Source organism: Williamsia sp. Y853, from assembly GCF_056786495.1.
Genome location: NZ_JBXCJC010000001.1, coordinates 1163595 through 1184428 on the forward strand (window position 1 = coordinate 1163595; position 20834 = coordinate 1184428).

At 65.3% G+C, this 20834-nt stretch carries 10 protein-coding genes; 6 read left to right on the forward strand and 4 right to left on the reverse strand.

What is annotated here, in order from left to right; genetic code table 11:
• The first annotated feature begins 18 nt into the window (after positions 1–18).
• Complete coding sequence (locus AC1TPF_RS05595) at positions 19–8997, forward strand: amino acid adenylation domain-containing protein (RefSeq protein WP_482143016.1); 8979 nt, start codon at positions 19–21, stop codon at positions 8995–8997.
• 161 nt (positions 8998–9158) lie between these two features.
• Positions 9159–10058 carry an AMP-binding protein gene (locus AC1TPF_RS05600; RefSeq protein ID WP_482143018.1) on the forward strand — a complete coding sequence of 300 codons (900 nt, stop codon included), beginning with the start codon at positions 9159–9161 and terminating at the stop codon, positions 10056–10058.
• Here AC1TPF_RS05600 and AC1TPF_RS05605 read toward each other — a convergent pair.
• Positions 10036–11940, reverse strand: coding sequence for a hypothetical protein (locus tag AC1TPF_RS05605; RefSeq protein ID WP_482143020.1), 1905 nt, complete (start codon positions 11938–11940; stop codon positions 10036–10038). The genes AC1TPF_RS05600 and AC1TPF_RS05605 overlap by 23 nt on opposite strands.
• Before the next feature lie 73 nt (positions 11941–12013).
• A complete protein-coding gene (locus AC1TPF_RS05610; protein WP_482143022.1) occupies positions 12014–13168 on the reverse strand; it encodes an isochorismate synthase in 1155 nt (384 codons plus the stop codon).
• Between the two features lie 102 nt (positions 13169–13270).
• Between AC1TPF_RS05610 and AC1TPF_RS05615 the strand changes: the two genes are divergently transcribed.
• Both AC1TPF_RS05615 and AC1TPF_RS05620 read left to right on the forward strand, forming a co-directional pair.
• The gene (locus AC1TPF_RS05615) at positions 13271–15016 is read left to right on the forward strand and encodes an ABC transporter ATP-binding protein (protein ID WP_482143024.1); all 1746 of its coding nucleotides are present in this window, start codon (positions 13271–13273) and stop codon (positions 15014–15016) included.
• Positions 15013–16812, forward strand: a complete 1800-nt coding sequence (locus AC1TPF_RS05620) for an ABC transporter ATP-binding protein (protein WP_482143026.1) — start codon at positions 15013–15015, stop codon at positions 16810–16812. The genes AC1TPF_RS05615 and AC1TPF_RS05620 overlap by 4 nt, the downstream gene beginning before the upstream one ends.
• On the opposite strand, the gene AC1TPF_RS05625 is transcribed toward AC1TPF_RS05620, so the two are convergent.
• On the reverse strand, positions 16784–18067 hold the full coding sequence (locus tag AC1TPF_RS05625; protein WP_482143028.1) for a serine hydrolase domain-containing protein: 1284 nt from the start codon (positions 18065–18067) through the stop codon (positions 16784–16786). The genes AC1TPF_RS05620 and AC1TPF_RS05625 overlap by 29 nt on opposite strands.
• Before the next feature lie 86 nt (positions 18068–18153).
• On the opposite strand from AC1TPF_RS05625, the gene AC1TPF_RS05630 reads away from it, so the two are divergent.
• Both AC1TPF_RS05630 and AC1TPF_RS05635 read left to right on the forward strand, forming a co-directional pair.
• Positions 18154–18795, forward strand: a complete 642-nt coding sequence (locus AC1TPF_RS05630) for an MSMEG_1061 family FMN-dependent PPOX-type flavoprotein (protein WP_482143030.1) — start codon at positions 18154–18156, stop codon at positions 18793–18795.
• Between the two features lie 49 nt (positions 18796–18844).
• Positions 18845–19621 (forward strand): SDR family oxidoreductase, encoded by a 777-nt coding sequence (locus AC1TPF_RS05635; protein WP_482136102.1) that lies wholly within the window; start codon positions 18845–18847, stop codon positions 19619–19621.
• Positions 19622–19649: 28 nt separating this feature from the next.
• Here AC1TPF_RS05635 and AC1TPF_RS05640 read toward each other — a convergent pair whose 3' ends face one another.
• Positions 19650–20786, reverse strand: a complete 1137-nt coding sequence (locus AC1TPF_RS05640) for a DUF222 domain-containing protein (RefSeq protein ID WP_482143031.1) — start codon at positions 20784–20786, stop codon at positions 19650–19652.
• Between the last annotated feature and the right edge of the window lie 48 nt (positions 20787–20834).

Consider the following 20834-nt stretch of genomic DNA (forward strand, 5'->3'; position numbering starts at 1 on the left):
GACCTAGGAGATATGAACATGTCAACGTCGACAGTCACCGGAATCGAACTGCTGCGAGCTCAGCAGGGTGTGTGGTTCGCCCAGCAGCTGATGCCCGACAGCGCAGTGTTCAACATCGGTCAGGCGATGTGGTTGCACGGGGAGCTGAACGCGCGGGCGCACGAGGGTGCATGGCGGCAAACGTGGAGGGACGCCGAAGTACTGCGTTCCCGCTTTGTCGCCGACGGTGACAGCGCGTTGGCATGCCCCGACGATCGGGCAGCGCCGTGGAGCGTCATCGACCTGTCGTCCGATGCGTCCGGCGCAGAGACAGCCGATAGCCGGGTCCGTCGCGCGATGGAGGCAGAACTGGCGGTCGCCCGCGACCTGCACGGTGCCGATCTGGTGGACTCGATACTGTTCGATCTCGGTGAGAACCGGTGGGTCTGGTTCTTGCGCATCCATCACATCCTCATCGACGCCTATGGCCTGTCGCTGGTCTCGAAGCGCGTCGCACAGGTGTACACCGCACTCGTTGCGGGCAAGCCCGTGGAGGATTCGTCGTTCGCCGCGCTGACCACGGTCGCGGAGGCAGCCGAGCGATCGCCCGATGTTGTTGCCGCCGACCGGGACTTCTGGTCGACGACGGTCGGCGGGCGTGGTGTGAGCCGGTCACTGGCCGGTGAATCGGTGTCGCTCGCATCGGTCAACCCGAGGTTCGGGTTGCACGCCCGCCGCGTGGTGGCCGACCAGGTCATCTCCGACATCGAAAGCCTCTGCAAGGCCACGGGTTCGACGTGGGCGGAGGTGGTGATCTTCGGCTGGGCGGCCTATACCCGCCATCTCATGGCGTCCGACCAGGTGATTGTCGGTATGCCGATGATGGGGCGACGTGGCCCGGCCGCGCTGCGCACGCCGATGCTGGCCGCCAACATCCTGCCCCTGCACCTCGACCTTGACGGCGGGGCAACCATCGCCGATTCGGTGAAAGCGGTTGTGGCAGGGCTCAAGCAACTACGGGCCCATCAGGAGTACCGGGTCGAGGACATCGCCCGCGACAACGGGTTCGTCGGCACCGATATGCAGCCGGTCGGCTCGCTCGTCAACATCAAGGCCTTCGACTACCGATACGAGTTCGGCGCCCTTGACGTCGTCCCGGAGAGCGTCGCCACCGGACCGGTCACCGATGTGGCGTTGTCGGTGTACAACGACCCGATCCACGGCTTCGTATTCGACTGTGACGCCAACCCGGACCTCTACACACCGGAAGCACTCGAAGCCCTGCTCGACCGGTTTGCGGACTACTTCAGCCGGATCGCGGCCGCAGGCCCGGCGACCCGTATCGGTGACGTCACCACTGTCACCGAGGCGGAAATCCGCTGCATCGCAGAATGGTCCGGATCCGGCCGCCTGCCGACGACCGAACGTCCGGCCGTTGCCGACCAATTCGCCTCGCGCGCCATCGAGTGCTCCGGACGCACGGCACTGATCACTCCGACCGGGGAACTGACCTACTCCGAGCTGGCCCGCGACGCGGCTCGCCTGGCCCGGATGCTGTCGGCCGAAGGGGCAGGCCCGGCGAGCCGAATTGCTCTGTTGCTGAACCGCGGAACCGAACACGTCATCGCGATGCTGGGTGCACTCACCCTCGGATCGGCGATTGTTCCGGTCGATCCGAACTATCCCCGGGCCCGGATCGGCTACGTGCTCGATGATGCGCTGCCCGACGTGATCGTCACCAGTGGGCAGCTGTCGGTGCAATGGGCAGACCTGCTGGGCTCCCGCGGCACCCGTGTCATCGTGCTCGACGACCCCGAAACCCGCTCGCGCATCTCGGAATTCTCGGGTGACCGGATCGAGGTGGGTGAACTCGGCCGGTCGGTGGAACCCGACATGGCCTACCTCATCTACACGTCCGGCTCGACCGGGCAGCCCAAAGGTGTTGCCGGAACGCACAGAGCGCTGGCAGACCGGATCGGATGGGCGGCCACGGCCTGGGGCCCGGTCGATCCCGGTCGCCGCGACGTCAGGATCGCCAAGAGCTCGGCCGGATTCATCGACGGCACCACGGAGTTGCTTGCCGCGTTGGCCGCGGGGGCCACGGTGGTGCTGGCCGATGATCAGATCGCTTCCGACCCGCGGGCCCTCGCCGAGGCGCTGGACACGCATCAGATCACACAGCTGACCGCGGTGCCCTCGCTGTTGCGCTCGATGATCGATGTGGCAGGCGACAAGCTCTCCGGTGTCGAGCGATGGATATCGAGCGGTGAAGACCTACCGGAATCGCTGACCGCGGATCTGCTTCGGGTGGCGCCGAATTCGGTGGTCATCAATTCCTACGGATCATCGGAGGTGGCCGGCGATGTGGCCTACGCCGAACTCCGCGGGTCCGGGTCGGTGACGATCGGCAGGCCGGTCCCGGGCACCACCATCGAAATCCTCGACCGTTGGCTGGCACCGGTGCCCCCGGGTGCCGTTGGCGAGATCTACGTCGGCGGCACGCAGTTGGCGCGCGGATACTGGGGCCGGGCCGGGCTGAGCGCGGAACGATTTGTTGCCGCGCGGCAAGGGGCCCCCGGCACCCGGATGTACCGCACCGGTGACCTTGCGCGCTGGACCACCGACGGTGAACTCGTCTATCTGGGACGCGCCGATCAGCAGGTGAAGATCCGTGGATTCCGTATCGAACTCGGTGAGATCGAGTCGGTCCTCGGCGGACTCGACGGGGTGGCGACCGCAGTGGTGGTCGCACATCCCCAGAGCGACGGTGGGCGTGTTCTGGTCGGATACGTCACCGCCGAAGGCGTCGGAGATCTTGATCCCGCCGCGATGATCACCGAGCTGTCATCGGCCCTGCCTGCGTATCTGGTCCCGGCAGCGGTGGTGGTACTCGACGAGTTGCCGGTCACCACTTCGGGCAAGCTCGACCGGGCCGCATTGACGCTCCGCGACTTCCGGCCCCGGCGTGCCGAGACCACCGCGCCGTCGACCCCGACGGAAACGCTGCTGTCGGAATACTTCTCAGATGCCCTCGGTGTCGCGGATCCGGGAACCACCGAGAACTTCTTTGCCCTCGGTGGTCATTCACTGTCGGCAACCAGGGTGCTGGCGCGGATTGCGGGACAGACAGGCGTTGCGCTGTCATTGCGGGACGTTTTCGACAACCCGAGCATCCGGTCCCTGGCCGTCGTGGTGGAACGCAAGCGTAGTGCCGGGGGTTTTGACGCCGCACCGCCGATCCTGCCCCGAGCGCAGTCGGGCCCGGCGCCGTTGTCGGCATCGCAGGCGCGCCTGTGGTTCCTCTATGAGCTCGAAGGCCCGAGCCCGGTCTACAACATCGTGATCCCCCTTCGGGCGCACGGTCGGCTCGATGCCGATGCGCTCCGTGCTGCCCTGCGCGAGTTGTTGTCCCGGCACGAACCCCTGCGCACCGTCTTCGTGGACACGGCGACGGGCCCGGTTCAGAACGTGCTCGCCGTCGACGAGGCGGATCAAGGCGTGGCGTTCACCGCCGGTGATGACGAGTCGGACTTCGTGGATCGTTGCCGTGGGCATCGCTTCGACCTCGGATCGCAGATTCCCATCAGGGTGTCGGTGCTGGAACGCTCGGACGGCGACTCTGTGTTGTGCATTGTTTTGCACCACAGTGCTTTCGACCAGTGGTCGGTCCCGATCCTGTTCACCGACCTCGACCGTGCCTACCGGCGGTTCCTGGGTGAGGCTGTCGGAGAGCCCGAACAACTCCCGGTGCACTACGCGGACTACGCCCAGTGGCAGCAGATGATGCTGGGCGGGGGAGCAGGCGGTACGGAACCGGTGGAGGTGATCCGGCGCCAACTGGCCCACTGGAACAGGCAACTGTCGGATTTGCCGGACGAACTGCCGATCCTCACCGACCGGCCACGGCAGGCCGTGGCCGGCCAAGAGGGCTTCACCGTCAGCCGGGTCCTCGACCCGAGAGTGCTGCGCGCGATCAAGTCGGCCTGCCGCCGGTACGAGATCACCGAGTACATGTTCGCGCAGACCGCGATCGCGCTGGTGCTCGGACACTTTGGCGCGGGCGCCGATGTGCCCATCGGTACACCGGTCTCCGGTCGCGGACAGCCGGGTATCGAGCATCTGGTCGGGTTTTTCGTCAACACACTTGTCGTCCGGAACAACCTCGACGGTGATCCCACTGTCGCGGAACTGTTGCAGCGGACAAAAGCGCTGGTTCTCGACGCGTTCGAGAACCAGGACGTGCCGTTCGAAAGGGTGGTGGATCAACTCAATCCGGAGCGGATCGCTTCGCGACACCCACTGTTCCAGACGATGGTCGTCTACCGGAACGCGCGTGGACTGCCCGCCGACATCGGCGACGTGCCGATCGAGCTGATCCACACGCCGGCCACCACCGCCAAGTTCGACCTCGAATTCGAACTGGTGGAGCTCGATTCGGGGGCGTTGACCGCCGACGTCGTCTTTGCTGCGGACCTCTTCGACCGTGGTACCGGGGAGCGCTACGCCGATACCCTGGTGCGGGCGCTGCAGCAGCTTGCCGGTGCCGCCACCGAGCGGATCAGTGACCTCGACATCGCCGACCATCGGGAGCGTGCGCTGGTACAGAATTGGTCGTGTGCACCGCGGGTGGACGTGCGTGCACACACCATCGACGGGTTGTTTGCCGAGCAGGCCGCCGCGGACCCCGATGCGGTTGCGCTGTCACAAGGGCAGGTCCGGTGGACGTATCGGGAGCTGTCGGAAGCCGGTAACCGCCTGGCCCGGTTGCTGATCGCCCGCGGTGTCGGTGCGGGGGACCGCGTGGCCGTACTCGCGCCACGGCGGCCGGAATTGGTGATCATGGTGCTGGCGACGCTGACGGCAGGTGCCGCGTATGTGCCGGTCGACCCGGGCTATCCAGCAACCCGGATCGATCATCTGCTCACCGACAGCGATCCTTCGGTGCTGCTGGTCCACGGCGAGGACGAGCGCCGGATCGTTGCCGATCATGCGGCTCTGTGCATCGTGCTGACCGATACCGAAGTGACAGAGCAGCTTCAGGTGCTGCCGGCGGATCCGGTTGCCGATACCGAACGCCGTCGCCGGCATGTGAACACGGATCCGGCATACATGATCTACACCTCCGGTTCCACCGGCACGCCCAAAGGTGTGGTGGTGCCGCACCGAAACGTGATCGCACTGCTCGACGCAACCGGCGACATGGATTTCGGTGGGCAGGACGTCTGGACGCTGTTCCACTCCTACTCCTTCGACTTCTCGATCTGGGAGATCTGGGGTGCGCTGTGCACCGGTGGACATCTTGTGGTTGTCGACCAGGGCACGTCCCGGGACCCGGCGGCATTCGGTGATCTCGTGCGCCGGGAACAGGTGACCGTACTCAATCAGACGCCGTCGGCCTTCTACGCGTTTGCCGATGCCGAGTGCGAGCGCACCGGTGATACCTCACTTGCCCTGCGTACCATCATCTTCGGTGGTGAGGCGCTCGACTTCCGGAAGCTCCGCCGATGGTACGAATCGCATCCGGAGAGCACGGCGAATCTGATCAACATGTTCGGGATCACCGAGACGACGGTGCACACCACCGTCCATCGGCTCAGCGGAGATTCCGAACCGCGGGCCAGTGTCATCGGCCGACCGCTCGACAACCTGAACACGTACGTGCTGGATCACCGCCTGGCGCCGGTTCCCCCTGGCGTCGTCGGTGAACTATATGTCGCCGGTGTTCAGGTGGCACAGGGCTATTGGAATCGTCCCGGTCTGACCGCAACTCGGTTCGTGGCCAACCCTTTCGATGGCGGTGGCAGTCGCCTGTACCGCACCGGCGACCTGATGCGCTGGAACTCCGACGGGCTACTCGAATATGCCTCGCGTGCGGACGATCAGGTCAAGATCCGTGGATTCCGAATCGAACTCCATGAAATCGTGGCGGCGCTCGAAGCGCACCCGATGGTGAAATCGGCGGTGGTTGTTGTCGCCGAACGTGAACGTGGCGGGTCTCCGGCGGAATACGTGCCGGAGAAATACCTGGTCGCGTATTGGGTGGGCGCAGATCAGGGCCGAAGTGACCTGGCCGGCGACATCGACAAGATTCTTCGCGAACACCTGGAGGCCTCGCTTCCGGCGCACATGGTGCCCGGTCATGTGATCGGTCTGGATGCGTTGCCGCTCACCACCAATGGAAAGCTCGATCGACGGGCGCTGCCCAACCCACAGGACGTGCTGCAGGTCGGTACCGATGCGCGTGGACCGGAGGGACCGATGGAGGTCGCTGTGGCAAAGGCTTTCGAAACCGTCCTCGGGCTCGACTCCGTGGCGGTGGACACCGACTTCTTCCATCTCGGCGGTGACAGCATCGCGGCGCTCGCGGTCGTCCGGCACGCCCGGACCCACGGCGCCCTCACCAGCCTCCGGATGGTGTTCGATCACCGGACGGTCGAAGACATTGCGGCACAGGCTGACCCTGTCGACGGTGCCGATACAGCAACGGATCGGGTGCACCTGACCCACCGTCCGACGTCGTTGATGCCCATCATGCACCGGCAACTGGCCTCCGTTTCCGATGGTGTCGGAGATGATCAGTCGAGGGTGCGGCAAACACTTCTGCTCACCGCACCAACCGATGTCGATCTCGTGCGGCTGCGTGAGGCACTGTCCGCGACCATCGCGATCCACGGCGCGCTGTCGCTCCGCGTCACCCGCGATGATGGGCATCCGTCGGTGCATGCGGGGGATCCGTACCCGGTGCTTACGGATATAAGAACCGTTGATGCCCAAGGACTGTCGAGCGATGAGTTCACCGACCTGATCCGGGCGGAAGAGGAGAAGGCGGCGCAGGAACTCGATCTGGGGGACGGAGCCCTGACCACCATGGTCCACTTCGACCGTGGCGGAGGCGAGGGTGTGGTGGCCTGGGTGGTCAACCATTTTGCGGTCGACTTCGTGTCCTGGGAGATCCTGATCGCCGACCTGTCGCAGATGTACGAGCGCCCAGTGCTCGCAGAGGAGGTGGACCTTTCGTATTTCGAGTGGATGGAATACCTCAACACCGATTCGACACTCGATCGGTTCCGTCCTCAGTTGCCGTACTGGACCGAGTGCATCGGGGCGGTCGGTTCGAATCAGGTTGTGGCAGAGACGGACCGGATCGACAGGGTCGCACATACCGGTACGTTCGGCGAGGCGGCCTCGGCCGCCGTCGCCGCTGGTGTGGCCGGGCGCGACGGATTCGTCAACTCGGTGCTTTTGGCGGGATTGGCACTGGCACTGGGGATCCGGAGCCAGCGCGACGGGCAGGAGCCCTGGGCCGGTCTTCTGGTCGACGTCGAAGGACATGGCCGGGTGAGCCGACCGGACGCGCCGCCGACAGAGGGTGCGGTGGGGTGGTTCACCACCGTCAAGCCGATCGCACTTCGGGTTCCGGACGACTTGTCCGGGCGTTTGTTCGATTCGCCGATCGTGGGACTGGATGCGCTCGATGCCGTCGACCGCGCCCTCGATCAGGTTCCCGACGACGGGCTCGGTTACGGCATCCTGCGGTACCTGGACAATCAGAGCCGGGAGATGTTCGACCAATTGCCCACCGCAGAGGTCCAATTCAACTATGGCGGGATGACTACCTCGTCGCCGCAGGCGCGGGTGTGGACGACACCGCCGGGGCTCCCACGCCTGATCGCGACAGATCCGGCACGCCCGGCGCATCCGTTGGTGGTCAACATCGTGGGCCGTCGCACCGCAGGCGGCGTGGAGTTCCACTATTCACTGGAATCCGATCGGGTGGAGTACGGATCTGCCCTCGCCGAGATCGCCGAACTCTGGGAACAGGCCGCTCTGGCCCTGATCTCTGTGGCGGATCTCGAACGTCCGGCGGCGCGTGATGAAGCCGTGGTGGCCGTGGTTCCGACGGCAAATCAGCATCGGCTCCGGGCATCCGATGTGGATGTCGCCGGATTCGCCCTCACCGAGGTGATCGACCTCGCGCAGGCCCCCGGCCGCGGCCACCTCGAAGTAGCGTTGCTGGAGCAGGTGCACCGATATGATGCGCTGCGCCAACGGGTCCGGGCCCGGGGCCGGGTATTGCTCGCCGAGGTGCTGCCGGTATCGGCCTCTGCCGTTGCCGATGCCATCTCCTTCCACACCCTCGACATGTCCGCCGATGCCGCCATCGCCCACGTCGCGCATCAGATGTGTGGCGAACTCGATGCCGCCGAGGGTGTGATGTGCAGGGTGGCGGCGGTTGCCTCGTCTGCTGGACACCACCTGGTGGTCGCGGTGCACGGGACGGCCGCCGACAATCGATCCTTGCACACGCTGGCGACTGCACTCGCCGCCGGGTCGCGGGTGCTCGAGCCCGCCGATGCCGGAATCTCCTTGGTGGACATGGCCGTTGCGTTGAATGATCTATCCCAGTCACAGCTGGCCACGGACGCGATCGATGACCTGTGCGACCCCGGATCCGCCGCGGGGCAGGCCCTTTCGTCCGCCAGTACCGGGGACCGGGCGCAGACCTTTACCCGCGAGGTGCCCACCCGTGCTGACGCCGCAGTGGTGGAGGCGGCATTCCTGCAGGCTGCAGGGCAGGCGGCGGACCGGGGCGAATTCGGTTCGGCAGTGGACGTCGATGCCGATCTGCGACTGCTCGTCGATGCCGACGACCGGAACGGTCACGACGCATTCGGCTGGTGGACGGCAACCGGAACGGCGGCGTGCGGCGGCGCGCCTGCGGACCCGGCAGCACGGGCCTGGAGTCCGTTGGTCCGCTTCGGAACACGTGAGGGCCGCAAGAAGGCGAAGAGATATGCGGCGTCGCCGATATTGCTCACCAGGAAATACGGAGTAAGCGCGCGGCCGAGTATACGCGAAAGTAACGACCTCTTCTATCAAATGGTGTTCAGCTACCGCATCCGAGAAGAATCGCTTGACCTCCGGGTTTGTGGAGCTCAAAAGGATATCGACGCTCAATTCTTGGATGCGTGGGCATCCGCCATCATAAACCGCACCTCGGATATGTCCGATATTTAGTTTGAGTTCGCAAAACATAGATAAGCATTCATGTAAATCGAATAGGGAGGCTGGCGCCCCAGATAAGATAAGGCTACCCTCATGAAGTTGGTGAGTGGCCCGTGTCTGGTTGGCACGACGTCGAGCGCGCCGACGCCATACCGACGGGAGGAAATTGCCGCATGCTCGCTGTTGCGCCGAATGCGATGTTCGATCACGTTGTGTGTGCCGATCCGCAGTTGGAGGCCATGGTCTGCGGTGACGACGTGGTGGATTTCGAGCGGCTGGACGAATCCGTCGACTGGCTCTGTGAGGATTTATCCGCATGCGGCCTGCGGTCGGGCCATCGGGTGGGACTCTGTATCCGCGAAGGATGGCAGTTCGTGCTGGCGTTGCACGCCTTGATGCGCATGGACGCCGTGATCGTCCCGCTGAATCCTCTCGACGACGAAGCGCTTGTCGGCGCACGCGATCTCGACCTTCACTACGTCGTGTCCCACGTGCTGGAAAACGACCTCGTCGAGGACGTGGCCACGCTGGTCGGTGAACGCGATTGCGCCCCGATGTTCAGCGTCGCCGATGAGTTCACACTGATCGGTGTCGGGGACGGTCCCATCGACCGAAACGGCGGATTTGTACTCGGCGGGTCCGATCGGTCGATGTGGAGCTGGCTCCGTTGTGGCGAAGCGGTCGACGAGGTCCGCAGGGGGCTGGATCTGGATTCGCAGGCTCAGGTGATGCTCTGTGGAAGTTGCGAGAGTGCAGCGGCGGTCATGGTTATTCTCGCTTGTGCCAGCGCCGGATCCTGCTTGCAGATCGCTCCACCGGCGGTGGATGCGAACACCTGGCCGGGCATCGGAAACGGGCAGGCATCAGTCCTCTTTGCGCCGTCTGCATCTGTGTGCGCATTCATCGAGCGAGCACCACAACAGCTTTGGCGCAGCCTTCGGGTGGCGCTTGAAATGCGGGACGCCGTGCCGGAGGTGGTCGAACGCCGGTATGGCCTGGTTCGCCAGTGCGTCGGGAACGTTGCGATCTACGAGGCGGAGAACTGCCCGATCAGATTGAGGTCGGTTTCGTAGCGTCTGCGCCAGGGGGCCCGGTCGCGAGATTCACCAGTTCGGCCAAAGCGTCTTCTCGGCGGTGCCGGAGTGTGTCGATCACCGCCGCGATATCCGAGTCCTCCGGCAACCACAGGGCCGACACCAGGATCTCTCGCAGGTGTGCAACATCCGCGGTGCGCCCATCCGGACGACCGAGCATCGCCAGGATCTGTTGTGCCGGTTCGGCTCCGACCGGGGGGCGATACGGCCGGACATCGAACTGCTGGGGTGCGAACTCCAGGAAAATCTCGTCACCCTCGGTCAGGCCGAGGTCGTCGATGAACCGTTTGACGGTGCCCAACCGGCCTTGCACCGATACCCAGATGATCGATTGCGGACCAAGTCTGGACGGCAGCTGCAGCGGGTTGCCCGGTCCGACGCCCAGATGCCCGGCCAGTGCGGACGGGATGTTGAACGCCGACCCCTTGATGTGCGCCTTTGATACCACCGAGCGCCAGCGGACGATGTCGCCGTCGCGGTACAGATTTCGGGTCTTCGCAGGCGATTTGCGGTTCACGTAACGCTTTTCACGCCGGGCGACGACATCGTCGCGCGTGATGAACTCCCCGGCCCCGGCGTATGCGCGGATGGATGATTCGGTGACGTTGTACTTGGCCATGATCCGGTCGATCAGATCCTCGATGCCGATCTGGCCGCCGACCTCGTCGAGTATCGCGCCGATCTGCCGGTGGACGGGAAGGTAGCGTTCTCCGCCCCAGCGGGCCAGACCGTATGTGGTGCGGTCGGTCTTCACGATCCGATCGTCGGTGGCGATGGCGTTGCGGATGCTCGAGCGCGACCGCGGAGTGTCCGCCATGGAGTCGACGATCTCGTCGAAGGTCAGCGAGGTGCCCGCGATGGACAACGTGGCCGCGACCAGATCGCCGGTCGCGGTCGAGGCGGTCACCACGTGATCGCCGATCACGGCAAAACCGTTGCGGCCCAGCCAGCGGGCGGTGGTTTCGACACTGAGCATCAACGCCCCGGCCACTGGGGCGAGCGGTACCACCGACTCCGGTCCGGCGTGTTCGTCGAGGATCTCCCGTACCCGGGTATTCGCCTCTTGCACACTACCTTTGACGATCCAATCGTCGGTGATGTGGAGTTCGGCGGACCCGGCGCCGAGGATGCGCCACAGTGGGATCTCCAGGGTGGGGAACTGCAGTCCCAGCTCGGGGATGTCCGCGATCACGTCGGAGATGTCGGCGATCGGGTTGGCCCTGGCGGCCATCTCAGACAGCAACGGGCGCAGCATGGTCGATGCCTCGACCATCTCGGCCAATTGCAGGCGCAGGCTCCGGTCGAGCTGGTTGACCCGCTCACGGGACAGGCCTATCTGGGTGGCCAGATGGGCTTGCGTGCGTGGCCGCGAGGTGACGATACGTTCACCGAGGATGAGACGGTCGCGGTCGTCGAGGCCGTCGACGAACTCCCGCACGCGCCGGTCTTCGGTCAGCGGGACCGGCAGTGCGTCATCAACCGGCGATGGATCGCCGGCAATTGCGGTGGTCGCGATGAGGTTCCGGACGATCTCGGCTACCGCGCCGCGGTCGATACCGGGGGATTCGAGTAGCTGGTTCACCGTCCGATGGAGCCGTTGGTCGGTGTGTGCGCCATGGGGGAAGTCGGAGGCGAGCAGGCGATCTGGCCGGTCGGCGACATACCTGGCCGCAACAAGTGTGCAGAATGCGTCGAAGTTTTCGCTGGTCAGACTCTCCGCCGGAGACGCGCCGATCCACGCGTTCGGGATCAGTTCGTTCTCCGACAGGATCGATGGACCGGACCGATAGTCATCGAGCCACGGCAGAAGCTCAACCCAGCGGCGGTGTGCCAGCGGGCGAACTGCATTCGCGGCGGGCATCAAGACGACCTTTCGGGTGCAGCGGTTATGTCGAGCAGCGTGGTCAACGACAACTCAGCCGCGACACAGCAGTTTAACCGACACCCAACGCCGTGAGGATGGTGCGGAATTTTGCGGACGTCTCGGCCAGTTCCTGGTCCGGGTCGGAGTCGGCCACGATACCGCCGCCCGCCGAAGCGCGGATGGTGCGACGGTCGGCCTCGAGTTCGGCGCATCGGATGCTGACCAGCCATTCTCCGTTGCCGGTGGCGTCGCACCATCCGACCGCGCCTGCGTAGAAACGCCGGTCCTCCTCGGTGCGCAGGATGTGGTCGCGAGATTGTGCGGTGGGTGTACCGCAGATGGCGGGCGTCGGGTGCAGGATGCGGGCCAGGTCCAGTGCCGTGATGGACGGATCGCGGATCTGGCCGGAGATCTCTGTTCCCAGGTGCCACATGGTCGGCGTCTTGGTGAGGGAGGGTGTGGCGGGCACGATGACGTCGCCGCACAGTGGGCGCAGCCGTTCGGCAAGCGCCTCGACGACAAAGGCGTGTTCGTGCTGGTCTTTGGCCGATGCGGACAGTCGCCGAGCCTGCTCTCGATCGACGTCCGGATCAGCCGACCGTGGTGCCGAGCCGGCGAGCGGATGGCAGGTCACCGTCGAACCCGTCCGGCGGACAAGCACTTCCGGGCTGGACCCGATCAGGAGATGGCCGTCGAAGGCGGGCCCCGCAGGTGAGAGATCGGCAAGGAAACCGTTGTGGCCGTGGTCGGCGTCGACCAATCGGCCGAGTAGCGCGACGGGATCGATCGGCGCGCTCGCCCGTAACACCAGTGTTCGGGCCAGAACCACCTTCGACAGTTCGGTGGCCGGATCGGTCAGAGCGCGCAGGGCCTGGCGCACGCGTCGGACGTGTTCTTCGGGTGCAGGCACCGTGGTGACGATCTCCACCGGCGGAAGTGCCCCGTCCGGTGACTGCCATTGCTGTGCGGTGTGGGTCACCTCGGTCGGCGCCAACAGGGCGGCGGGCCGCTCGGTGTCGAAGGGGAGTGCACCCACGATGTAGTTGTGGTCACCGCGTTCGAGCGCCTCGCGGGCCTCCGCGATGCTGTCGTAGCGGGCGCTGATACCGGTCGCCAGCAGGTGATAGCCCGGGCGTGAGAGCACAAACGCCGGAGTCGTTTCTGCCGTGGCGCCGATCGTCGTGGCCTCCGGCTTCGAGCGTGTACCGGCGGATGTGGTGGACATGGTCTGACTAACCCCTTAAACGCTTGTCGGCTGTGAACAGCCTAATGCTTCCGGCCATACGCCAGTAGAAATAGCCTATCCGAATGATGTAGTTCTTGATAGGTGTCCTCCTTAGCGCCCCCCAGACCACCCGCTCGGCGTCGGCTACCGGTCTTCTTCGATGCGCCAACCGGACCGGTCGACTCGACCTGGATCGAGGTCGACGCCACAACGACCCCGCGGCAATTCACCCTGCGGACGATCTTCGCGGCCAAACGGCGCACCCTGCCCGCGGCCGGTCTGATGATCGGTCACCAGGTGGGTGAAGCGCTTGTCCCGGTGGTCATGGGTCTGGCGATCGATCAGGCGATCACCGACCACGACCTGACCGCTCTGGTGATCTGGCTGGTGGTCCTCGGCGGCATCTTCGCGATGTTGTCGTTCTCCTTCCGCTTCGGTTCCCGGATCGGATTCCTCGGGATGCAATCGATCCAGCATCAGCTGCGCAGCCGGGTTACGGCCCGGATCCTCGATCCGGCCGGGATGGAAGGTCCCCCGGCGATGTCCGGCATGTTGCTCTCGATCGCGACCGCGGACGTGGCGAAGCTGTCGGCGGCGGTGGCGGTGGCGGTATATCCGGTCGGACAGCTCGCCGCGGTTCTGTTCTGTGGCGTTGTGCTGCTGTGGATCTCGTGGCCACTGGGTGTGGCGATCCTGATCGGTGCCCCGGTCATCCTGCTGGTCCTCGACCTGTCCGGTGGACCGCTGCGCAGGCGCAGCGAGCATCAGCAGGAATTGGCAGGCGAAGCCGCTGCCACGGCGGAGGATCTGATCGCCGGGTTCCGTGTCGTCAAAGGTATTGGCGCAGAGGCGCAGGCGCGGCGCCGGTATGACGAGGTCAGCTCGCGCGCGCTCGCCGGGGTCCTGGCGGCGCGTCGATCCGAGGGTTGGTACCTCGGTGCGATGGAGTGGGTGTCCGGCCTGTTCGTGGTGGCTGTCGCCATCGCGGCAGGCCTGATGGCGGTCGATGGGTCACTCAGTGTCGGCGAGCTGATCACGGTGGTCGGTCTGACGCAGTTCGTGATGGAACCACTCAGCGATCTGGGCGCCGGCTTCGGGAAGATCTGGTCGGCGGGGATTGCATCGGCCGAACGTGTTCTCAAGGTTCTGCAGGCACCGGCGGTGACACCTGCGTCCGTGTCATCTGCTGGAGAAGTGGTTGTTGCACAGGGCGTCTCGGTTCGCTGCGACGGGCTGACCCTGGATCCGATCAGGGCGCTCGACCTCGAACTGCCCGACCGCGGGCTTGTTGCCGTGGTCGCCGATCACGAGACGACCGCCGCATTGACCGCGGTGCTGGCGCGGTTGCGCCGACCACAGGCCGGAACCGTATGGGTCGGAGGCGTCGACCTGTTCGACCTCGATGATGTTGCCGCACGGCACAATGTCCGCGTGGCCCCGCATGTCACCGATCTGTTCGAGGGCTCGGTGCTGGAGAACATCTGCGCCGATGTCGCCGAGTCGCCGGACCGGGAGGCGGCGGTCGCGCGGGCCGTGTTCGCCGCGGCCTGCGACGACATCGCCGAGGTCCTGCCGCAGGGCCTGCACAGCCCGGTCGGTGAGGCAGGTCGCCGATTGTCCGGTGGTCAGCGTCAGCGCGTGGGACTGGCCCGGGCGCTGGCCGCGGAATCGGCGGTGCTGGTACTGGTCGACCCCACAACGGCGGTGGACTCTGTCACCGAATCCCTTGTTGCCGAACGCATCGCGAAGGCGCGCGCCGACCATACGACGATTGTCTTCACGCGATCTCCGGCACTGCTTGCGGTCGCCGATCAGATCGTCATCCTCGATGAGAGTGAGCAGGCATGAGTGCGCCGACAACCGTGCCGATGACCGTGGCGCGGCCACGGGCGGTCTGTGGCCGGATGGCCGCGACCGTGCAGGGCCGATGGTGGTTCCTGACGGCGGTGATCGTGGTGCTGATCGGCGCGGCCGCGCTTGGTCTCGTCACGCCGTGGGCTCTCGGTCGAATCGTCGACATCGCCATCGACGACAGCGGATTTCGTCAGGTGTGGCAGCTCGGTGGACTGATGATGGCAGCGGCGATCGGGTGTGCGGTGCTGACCGGACTCGGCGTGGCACTGTCGTCGCAGCTCTTCGAGACGATGCTCGCGCGGCTGCGTGAACAGATGCTCGATGCGGTGCTGCGGCTGCCGCTGGCACGCGTCGAGTCGGCAGGTAGCGGCGATGTCGTCTCCCGGGCCACCGACGACGTCAGTGTCGTGAGCGATGCGATCTCCAGAGCTGTTCCGGCACTGTCGACCTCGGGTTTCACGATCGTGCTGACCGGAATCGGCCTGGCCGTACTCGACTGGCGGTACCTCGTGGTCTTTGTGGTATTGATGCCCGTGTACGTGGTCGGGGTGCGGATGTATCTGCGCGAGGCACCACAGGTCTATGCGGCCGAACGGGTGGCGATGGCAGAACGCGCCCACCACGTCCTCGGTGCCATCCGCGGCCTGGAAACCGTGTACGCCTTCGGGTTGTCGGCGGGGCTGGGTGCGCGGATCGCGGACCGGTCATGGGATGTCGTGCGCTGGGCGCTGCGTGCCCGGATCGTGCAGAACCGGTTCTTCGGCAAGATCAACCTGGGTGAATTCCTCGGGATGGCAACGATTTTGATCGTCGGATACAACCTGGTGGGCGCCGGGATGTCGACGGTGGGTGCGACAACCACCGCCATGCTCTTCTTCTTGCGGCTGTTCGGGCCGATCTCGGCCCTGCTCCTGGTGATCGACGATCTGCAGTCGGGTGCGGCGTCCCTGGGACGGATCGTTGGCGTCATCGAGGAGGCCGAAGGGTATGCGCCACCGGCGCCGGTGGCACAGAACACCACAGGTCGTGCCGAACTGTCTGCAGAGTCGGTGAGCTTCGGATACTCGGCGGAACATCCGGTGTTGCAGGACATCTCCATCCGCCTGTCTCCGGGCGAGAAGGTGGCGGTGGTGGGGGCATCCGGTGCGGGCAAGACCACGTTGGCATTGCTGCTGGCCGGCGTGCATCCGGTCACCTCGGGCCGGATCTGCCTCGGCGGGACCGACGTTCGCGATCTCGAAGGTTCCGATCGGGCCCGCCGGATCGCGATGGTGACCCAGGATGTCCACGTCTTTGCCGGTCCATTGGCCGCGGATCTGCGGATGGTCGCGCCGGATGCCAGTGATTCGGCGCTGAGGTCGGCGCTGGAGGTGGTGTTCGCCTGGGACTGGGTCGGTGCGCTCGACGACGGTATGGACACGGTGGTCGGCGCGGGCGGAGTCAGGCTCACGCCCGTACAGGTGCAGCAGGTCGCATTGGCCAGGTTGGTTCTGCTCGACCCGGAGGTGGTGATCCTCGACGAGGCGACATCCGACGCAGGCAGCTATGGCGCCGAGGCGCTCGAGAGATCCGCCCAGGCCGCCATCGCGGGACGCTCGGCACTGATCATCGCCCACCGGCTCAGCCAGGCGGCGATGGCCGACCGGATCGTCCTGATGGACCGGGGCCGCATCGTCGAGTCCGGGACGCACGCAGACCTGGTTTCGGCAGGCGACCGCTACGCACGGTTGTGGTCCGCCTGGTCCCGGGACCGCGACGGCGCTATCGCGTCGGGCCCGACGAGCCGGTGACTGATGACCCGGTGACCGACGAGCCGGGGGCCGGGGCGGTACCCGCGGCCAACGCTCGGCGCAATTGATCGGCCACCGCGGTGGGATTCGCCGAGTTCTCATTGGTCAACACCGTGACCGCCCAACCCGTCGTCGGCACGAGCTCGGTGACACTCTGGGATCCGCCGGTTGTGCCGTCTTTGTACGCGTAGGGCAGGGGGTTGGCATTCGACGCCGGGTACAGCTGCCAGGCCATGCCCATCTGCATGCCGCCGGAACCTCCGGGCGCCACGCGGTTGAGTGTTGTCTTCAGGGTTGCTGCCAGCGGATTTCCGCCTAGTCCCATCGACGCCTGCGCCCACGTCGCCATGTCCTCGGCGGTGCTGACCAGGCCACCGGCGCCTGCGTATGCCTCGGTGTTGTTGTGGTAGCAGACAGGCTGTCCGCCGCTGTACGGCACGGCCAGATCGGGATTCGGCCCCGGCTCCAACTCCGTGGCGGACATCCCGAGCGGGCCGGTCAGTTCGTTTGCCACAGTGTGTCCGTAGGGCTCACCCGCGCCCGGCTTGAACCCGCCGCCGACAATCGATCCGAGCAACCCGAACCCCCAATTCGAATACAGCCAATCCGTACCTGGGGTGTGGATCAGGGCGTCGTAGTTGTTGTCCAAACCCGCTGCGAGCTTGGTGATGTCGTAGTTCATCTCGGCATAGCAGCCCGGACCGAGATTCATCGCATCCCGCTTCAACCCCGACCGATGGGTGACCAGCTCGCCCATGGTGATGAATTTGCCGTCTGCTCCCGGCAGAGTCAGGTCGGCCGTGGCGGGCAAGCGACTCTGAGCGCGGTCGGGCAGCGCCACCTCGCCGGACTGAACCCGCAAGGCAAGTAGCGAGGCAGTGAAAGTCTTGGTCTGTGAACCGATCTCGAACTGGGTCTGCGGTCCGACGGGCAACGACTGAGCCTTGTCGGCGTCGCCGAAGTAATAGGTGGTCGTGATCGATGCACTCGGGTTGCCCGGAGCCGGTTTCACGATCGCGATCGCAGCCCCTGTTGTGTCGGTCAATTGCGAACCGACAGCGGCGATGACCGCCGCCACTTCCGCGGCATCGCCGGGACGAGAACCAGGGTTGAAGGTGGTGGGCACCGCGTTGGCGGCCGGTGCGACGATGCCACCGAGCGCCAGTGACGCACACACTGCCACCGCTGCCGGAACCCATTTCCCGCGCCGCATCATTTCGGACAAATCGGTCGACAATGAGCGGCGCAAATTCATGTCGTGAGATTACTTCACGACTTTCCGGCAGGCAGGATAACCAACCCCACTGGCCTGCGGCTCGGAACCTGGTGTCTGATGGGAGCGTGACGACCCAACCCGCATCGAGCTCAGGCGACACCCACGCGATCACCACCCCGGCGGACCTCGAGCGGGTGCTCGGAGTGGCCCACGAAGGTGTCCTGAACAAGCACACATCGTCGATGACCCCGTTGATCGTCGAGTACCTCGAGCGCGCAAGGTTTTTCGTGTTGGCCACGGCGGACGCCGACGGCAACTGTGATTGCTCGCCGCGCGGCGACGTCGACTCGGCGGTACTCGTCCCAGACCCGCACACCCTGGTCCTGCCAGATCGGATGGGCAATCGCCGGGTCGACTCCTACCGCAATATCCTGGCGAATCCCCACGTCGGGGTGTTGTTCATGGTTCCGGGAATCGACGAGGTGGTCCGGGTCAACGGTCGGGCGAGGTTACGCACCGACCCAGATCTGCTGGATGCCATGGCGATCAAGGGCAAGGCGGCGACACTCGCCGTCGTCATCGACGTCGACGAGGTCTACGTCCACTGCGCCAGGGCGATCCTGCGGTCGGATCTGTGGAATCCCGAGCGGTTCGCCGATCCGGACGACGTCCCGACGGTTCGCGACATCTACGCCGAGCAGCACGCGGAAACCGTGCCTGCCGACGAGCCCCGCCGACAGGAGCTGTACCGCTCGTATTTGTACTGATCGCGATTGACCCTTGAACCGAACAAGCGCTCGGTCATAGGGTGCGAGGATGGAAATCAACGGAGCAAGCGCAATTGTGACGGGTGGGGCATCGGGTATCGGTGCTGCAGTGGCGCGGCAACTCGCCGCACTGGGAGCCAAGGTGGTGGTGGCCGACGTGCAGGCGGATAAGGGGGAGGCCCTGGCCAAAGAGATCGGCGGAGCCTTTGTCAGCGTCGATGTCACCAAGACCGAGCAGATCGAAGCGGCGGTCAACAAGGCCCTCGAACTCGGACCGCTACGGGCGCTGGTCAACTCGGCGGGTATCGGATCAGCGCAGCGCACCATCGGGCGGGACGGCGAGTTCGCCTCCGCGCATGACATCGATGTCTTCCGGAAGGTCATCAACATCAACCTGATCGGCAGCTTCGACGCCACCAGGTTGGCCGCCACCGCGATGAGCCGCGGCGAGCCGACGGAAACGGGCGAGAAGGGCGCGATCGTGTCCCTGGCCAGTGTTGCCGCGTTCGACGGCCAGATCGGCCAGGCCGCGTACTCGGCGTCCAAGGGCGGCATCGTCAGTCTGACCCTGACCGTCGCCCGCGACCTCGCGGCCGCAGGCATTCGCAACAACACCGTCGCCCCGGGTCTGATCGAGACCCCGATCTACGGAACAGGTCCCGAATCCGAGGCGTTCAAGGCCAAGCTCGGTGAGAGCGTGTTGTACCCGCGTCGCCTCGGCACCCCCGACGAACTCGCGTCGATGGTCATCGAGCTGATCACCAACTCCTACATGAACGGCGAGGTCGTCCGCGTCGACGGCGGCGTGCGGTTGCCACCGAAGTAGCAAGCGGACTACTGAAGGGACGCTGCGATCATGGCGCCGGCGATTCGTCGGCGCCATTGTCGGCCCGGAAACGAACCCGATTTCGGTTACGTTCTCGCTCCTGTTGTCGGCGTTTGTATTTGGCTTCGGTGCGGGGTCTTCTTTTTGGTGGTTTGTCCGGTGCCCGCTGTCGTGGTGGCGGTGATGTCTCGTCCCAGATGATGTGTCGTAGTGCTGGGAAGAGATCGTCGCCGGTCCAGGCTGGTTTGTTGCAGCCGGGCCAGGTGCAGTAGCAATCACGGATGCGGATGAATGCATCGAGGACTGCGGACGGTCGGTAATGGTCACCGGGTTTGACGACCGGTAGTGGAATTGTTTGCAGCCGTGATTCTTTGACCCGCGTCCAGTCGTCAGGCTTGACGCCCGCCAGTCGTGGATCGGGTGGGCCCTGCATCGGCACTGTCTTCTTCGCTGCGCGGCGGGCCTTGCGGTTCGGGCCGGCCGGTGGGGTCGGGTACTGCTGTGCCACAGCATCGTTGGCTTCAGGATCGCCGGCCGCTGCGGGTGCCGACTCAGGTGCTGGTGCGGGTTTGGTTTTGTTGCCGAGCGGTCGGACTGTGGTGGCGTCGTGGTCGGCCAGGCAGGGGTGTTCTGCGTCTTCCTCGCGCACCAGGGTGGGGTCGCGGCGAAAGATGGTGGCATCGATCATGTCCCGCATCGCTTTCGCCGACCACGACCCGCGGCGACGCAGGTTCTCGGCGATGTCTCGGTCGATGTCGGCGGCGTGATCGGTGCCTTCGATCAGATCCGTGCGGGCGACGATCGCCGCTATGTGATGCGCTGCCGCCAGACCGTACTTGAGGGCTTCGGCCACGTGCGGAAGGCGATCACGCAACGCCAACGCACACGTCAGATGATTTTCAGCGACCGTCTGACTCATCCGCTGCGCCAACGCCAACCGGGCCGCGCACTGGGTGTAGGCGTCCTTCAGGAAGTCCGAGGCGTCGAGGCTCTCGGCATCGAGTTGCCGATGCAACTCCGCCGCATAGGCGTACCGGGCCCACTTCAAATACCCCTGCCCGGCCATCGCACGCTCCACCGAATCCAACAAATCGTTGGTGCCCAACAATATCGCCGGTTCTATCCCGGTGATGGCGGGGTCCACGCTGGGCCACGGTTCGAACATGCTTCTAGTCTAAATGTGGGGTCTGACATTGCTTTTCATCGCCCGAAC

Coding starts and splice junctions, on each gene's coding strand:
- AC1TPF_RS05600 (WP_482143018.1), top strand. CDS start 9,159: ATGCTCGCTGTTGCGCCGAATGCGATGTTCGATCACGTTGTGTGTGCC.
- AC1TPF_RS05635 (WP_482136102.1), top strand. CDS start 18,845: ATGGAAATCAACGGAGCAAGCGCAATTGTGACGGGTGGGGCATCGGGT.
- AC1TPF_RS05610 (WP_482143022.1), bottom strand. CDS start 13,168: ATGTCCACCACATCCGCCGGTACACGCTCGAAGCCGGAGGCCACGACG.
- AC1TPF_RS05595 (WP_482143016.1), top strand. CDS start 19: ATGTCAACGTCGACAGTCACCGGAATCGAACTGCTGCGAGCTCAGCAG.
- AC1TPF_RS05640 (WP_482143031.1), bottom strand. CDS start 20,786: ATGTTCGAACCGTGGCCCAGCGTGGACCCCGCCATCACCGGGATAGAA.
- AC1TPF_RS05620 (WP_482143026.1), top strand. CDS start 15,013: ATGAGTGCGCCGACAACCGTGCCGATGACCGTGGCGCGGCCACGGGCG.
- AC1TPF_RS05625 (WP_482143028.1), bottom strand. CDS start 18,067: ATGAATTTGCGCCGCTCATTGTCGACCGATTTGTCCGAAATGATGCGG.
- AC1TPF_RS05605 (WP_482143020.1), bottom strand. CDS start 11,940: ATGCCCGCCGCGAATGCAGTTCGCCCGCTGGCACACCGCCGCTGGGTT.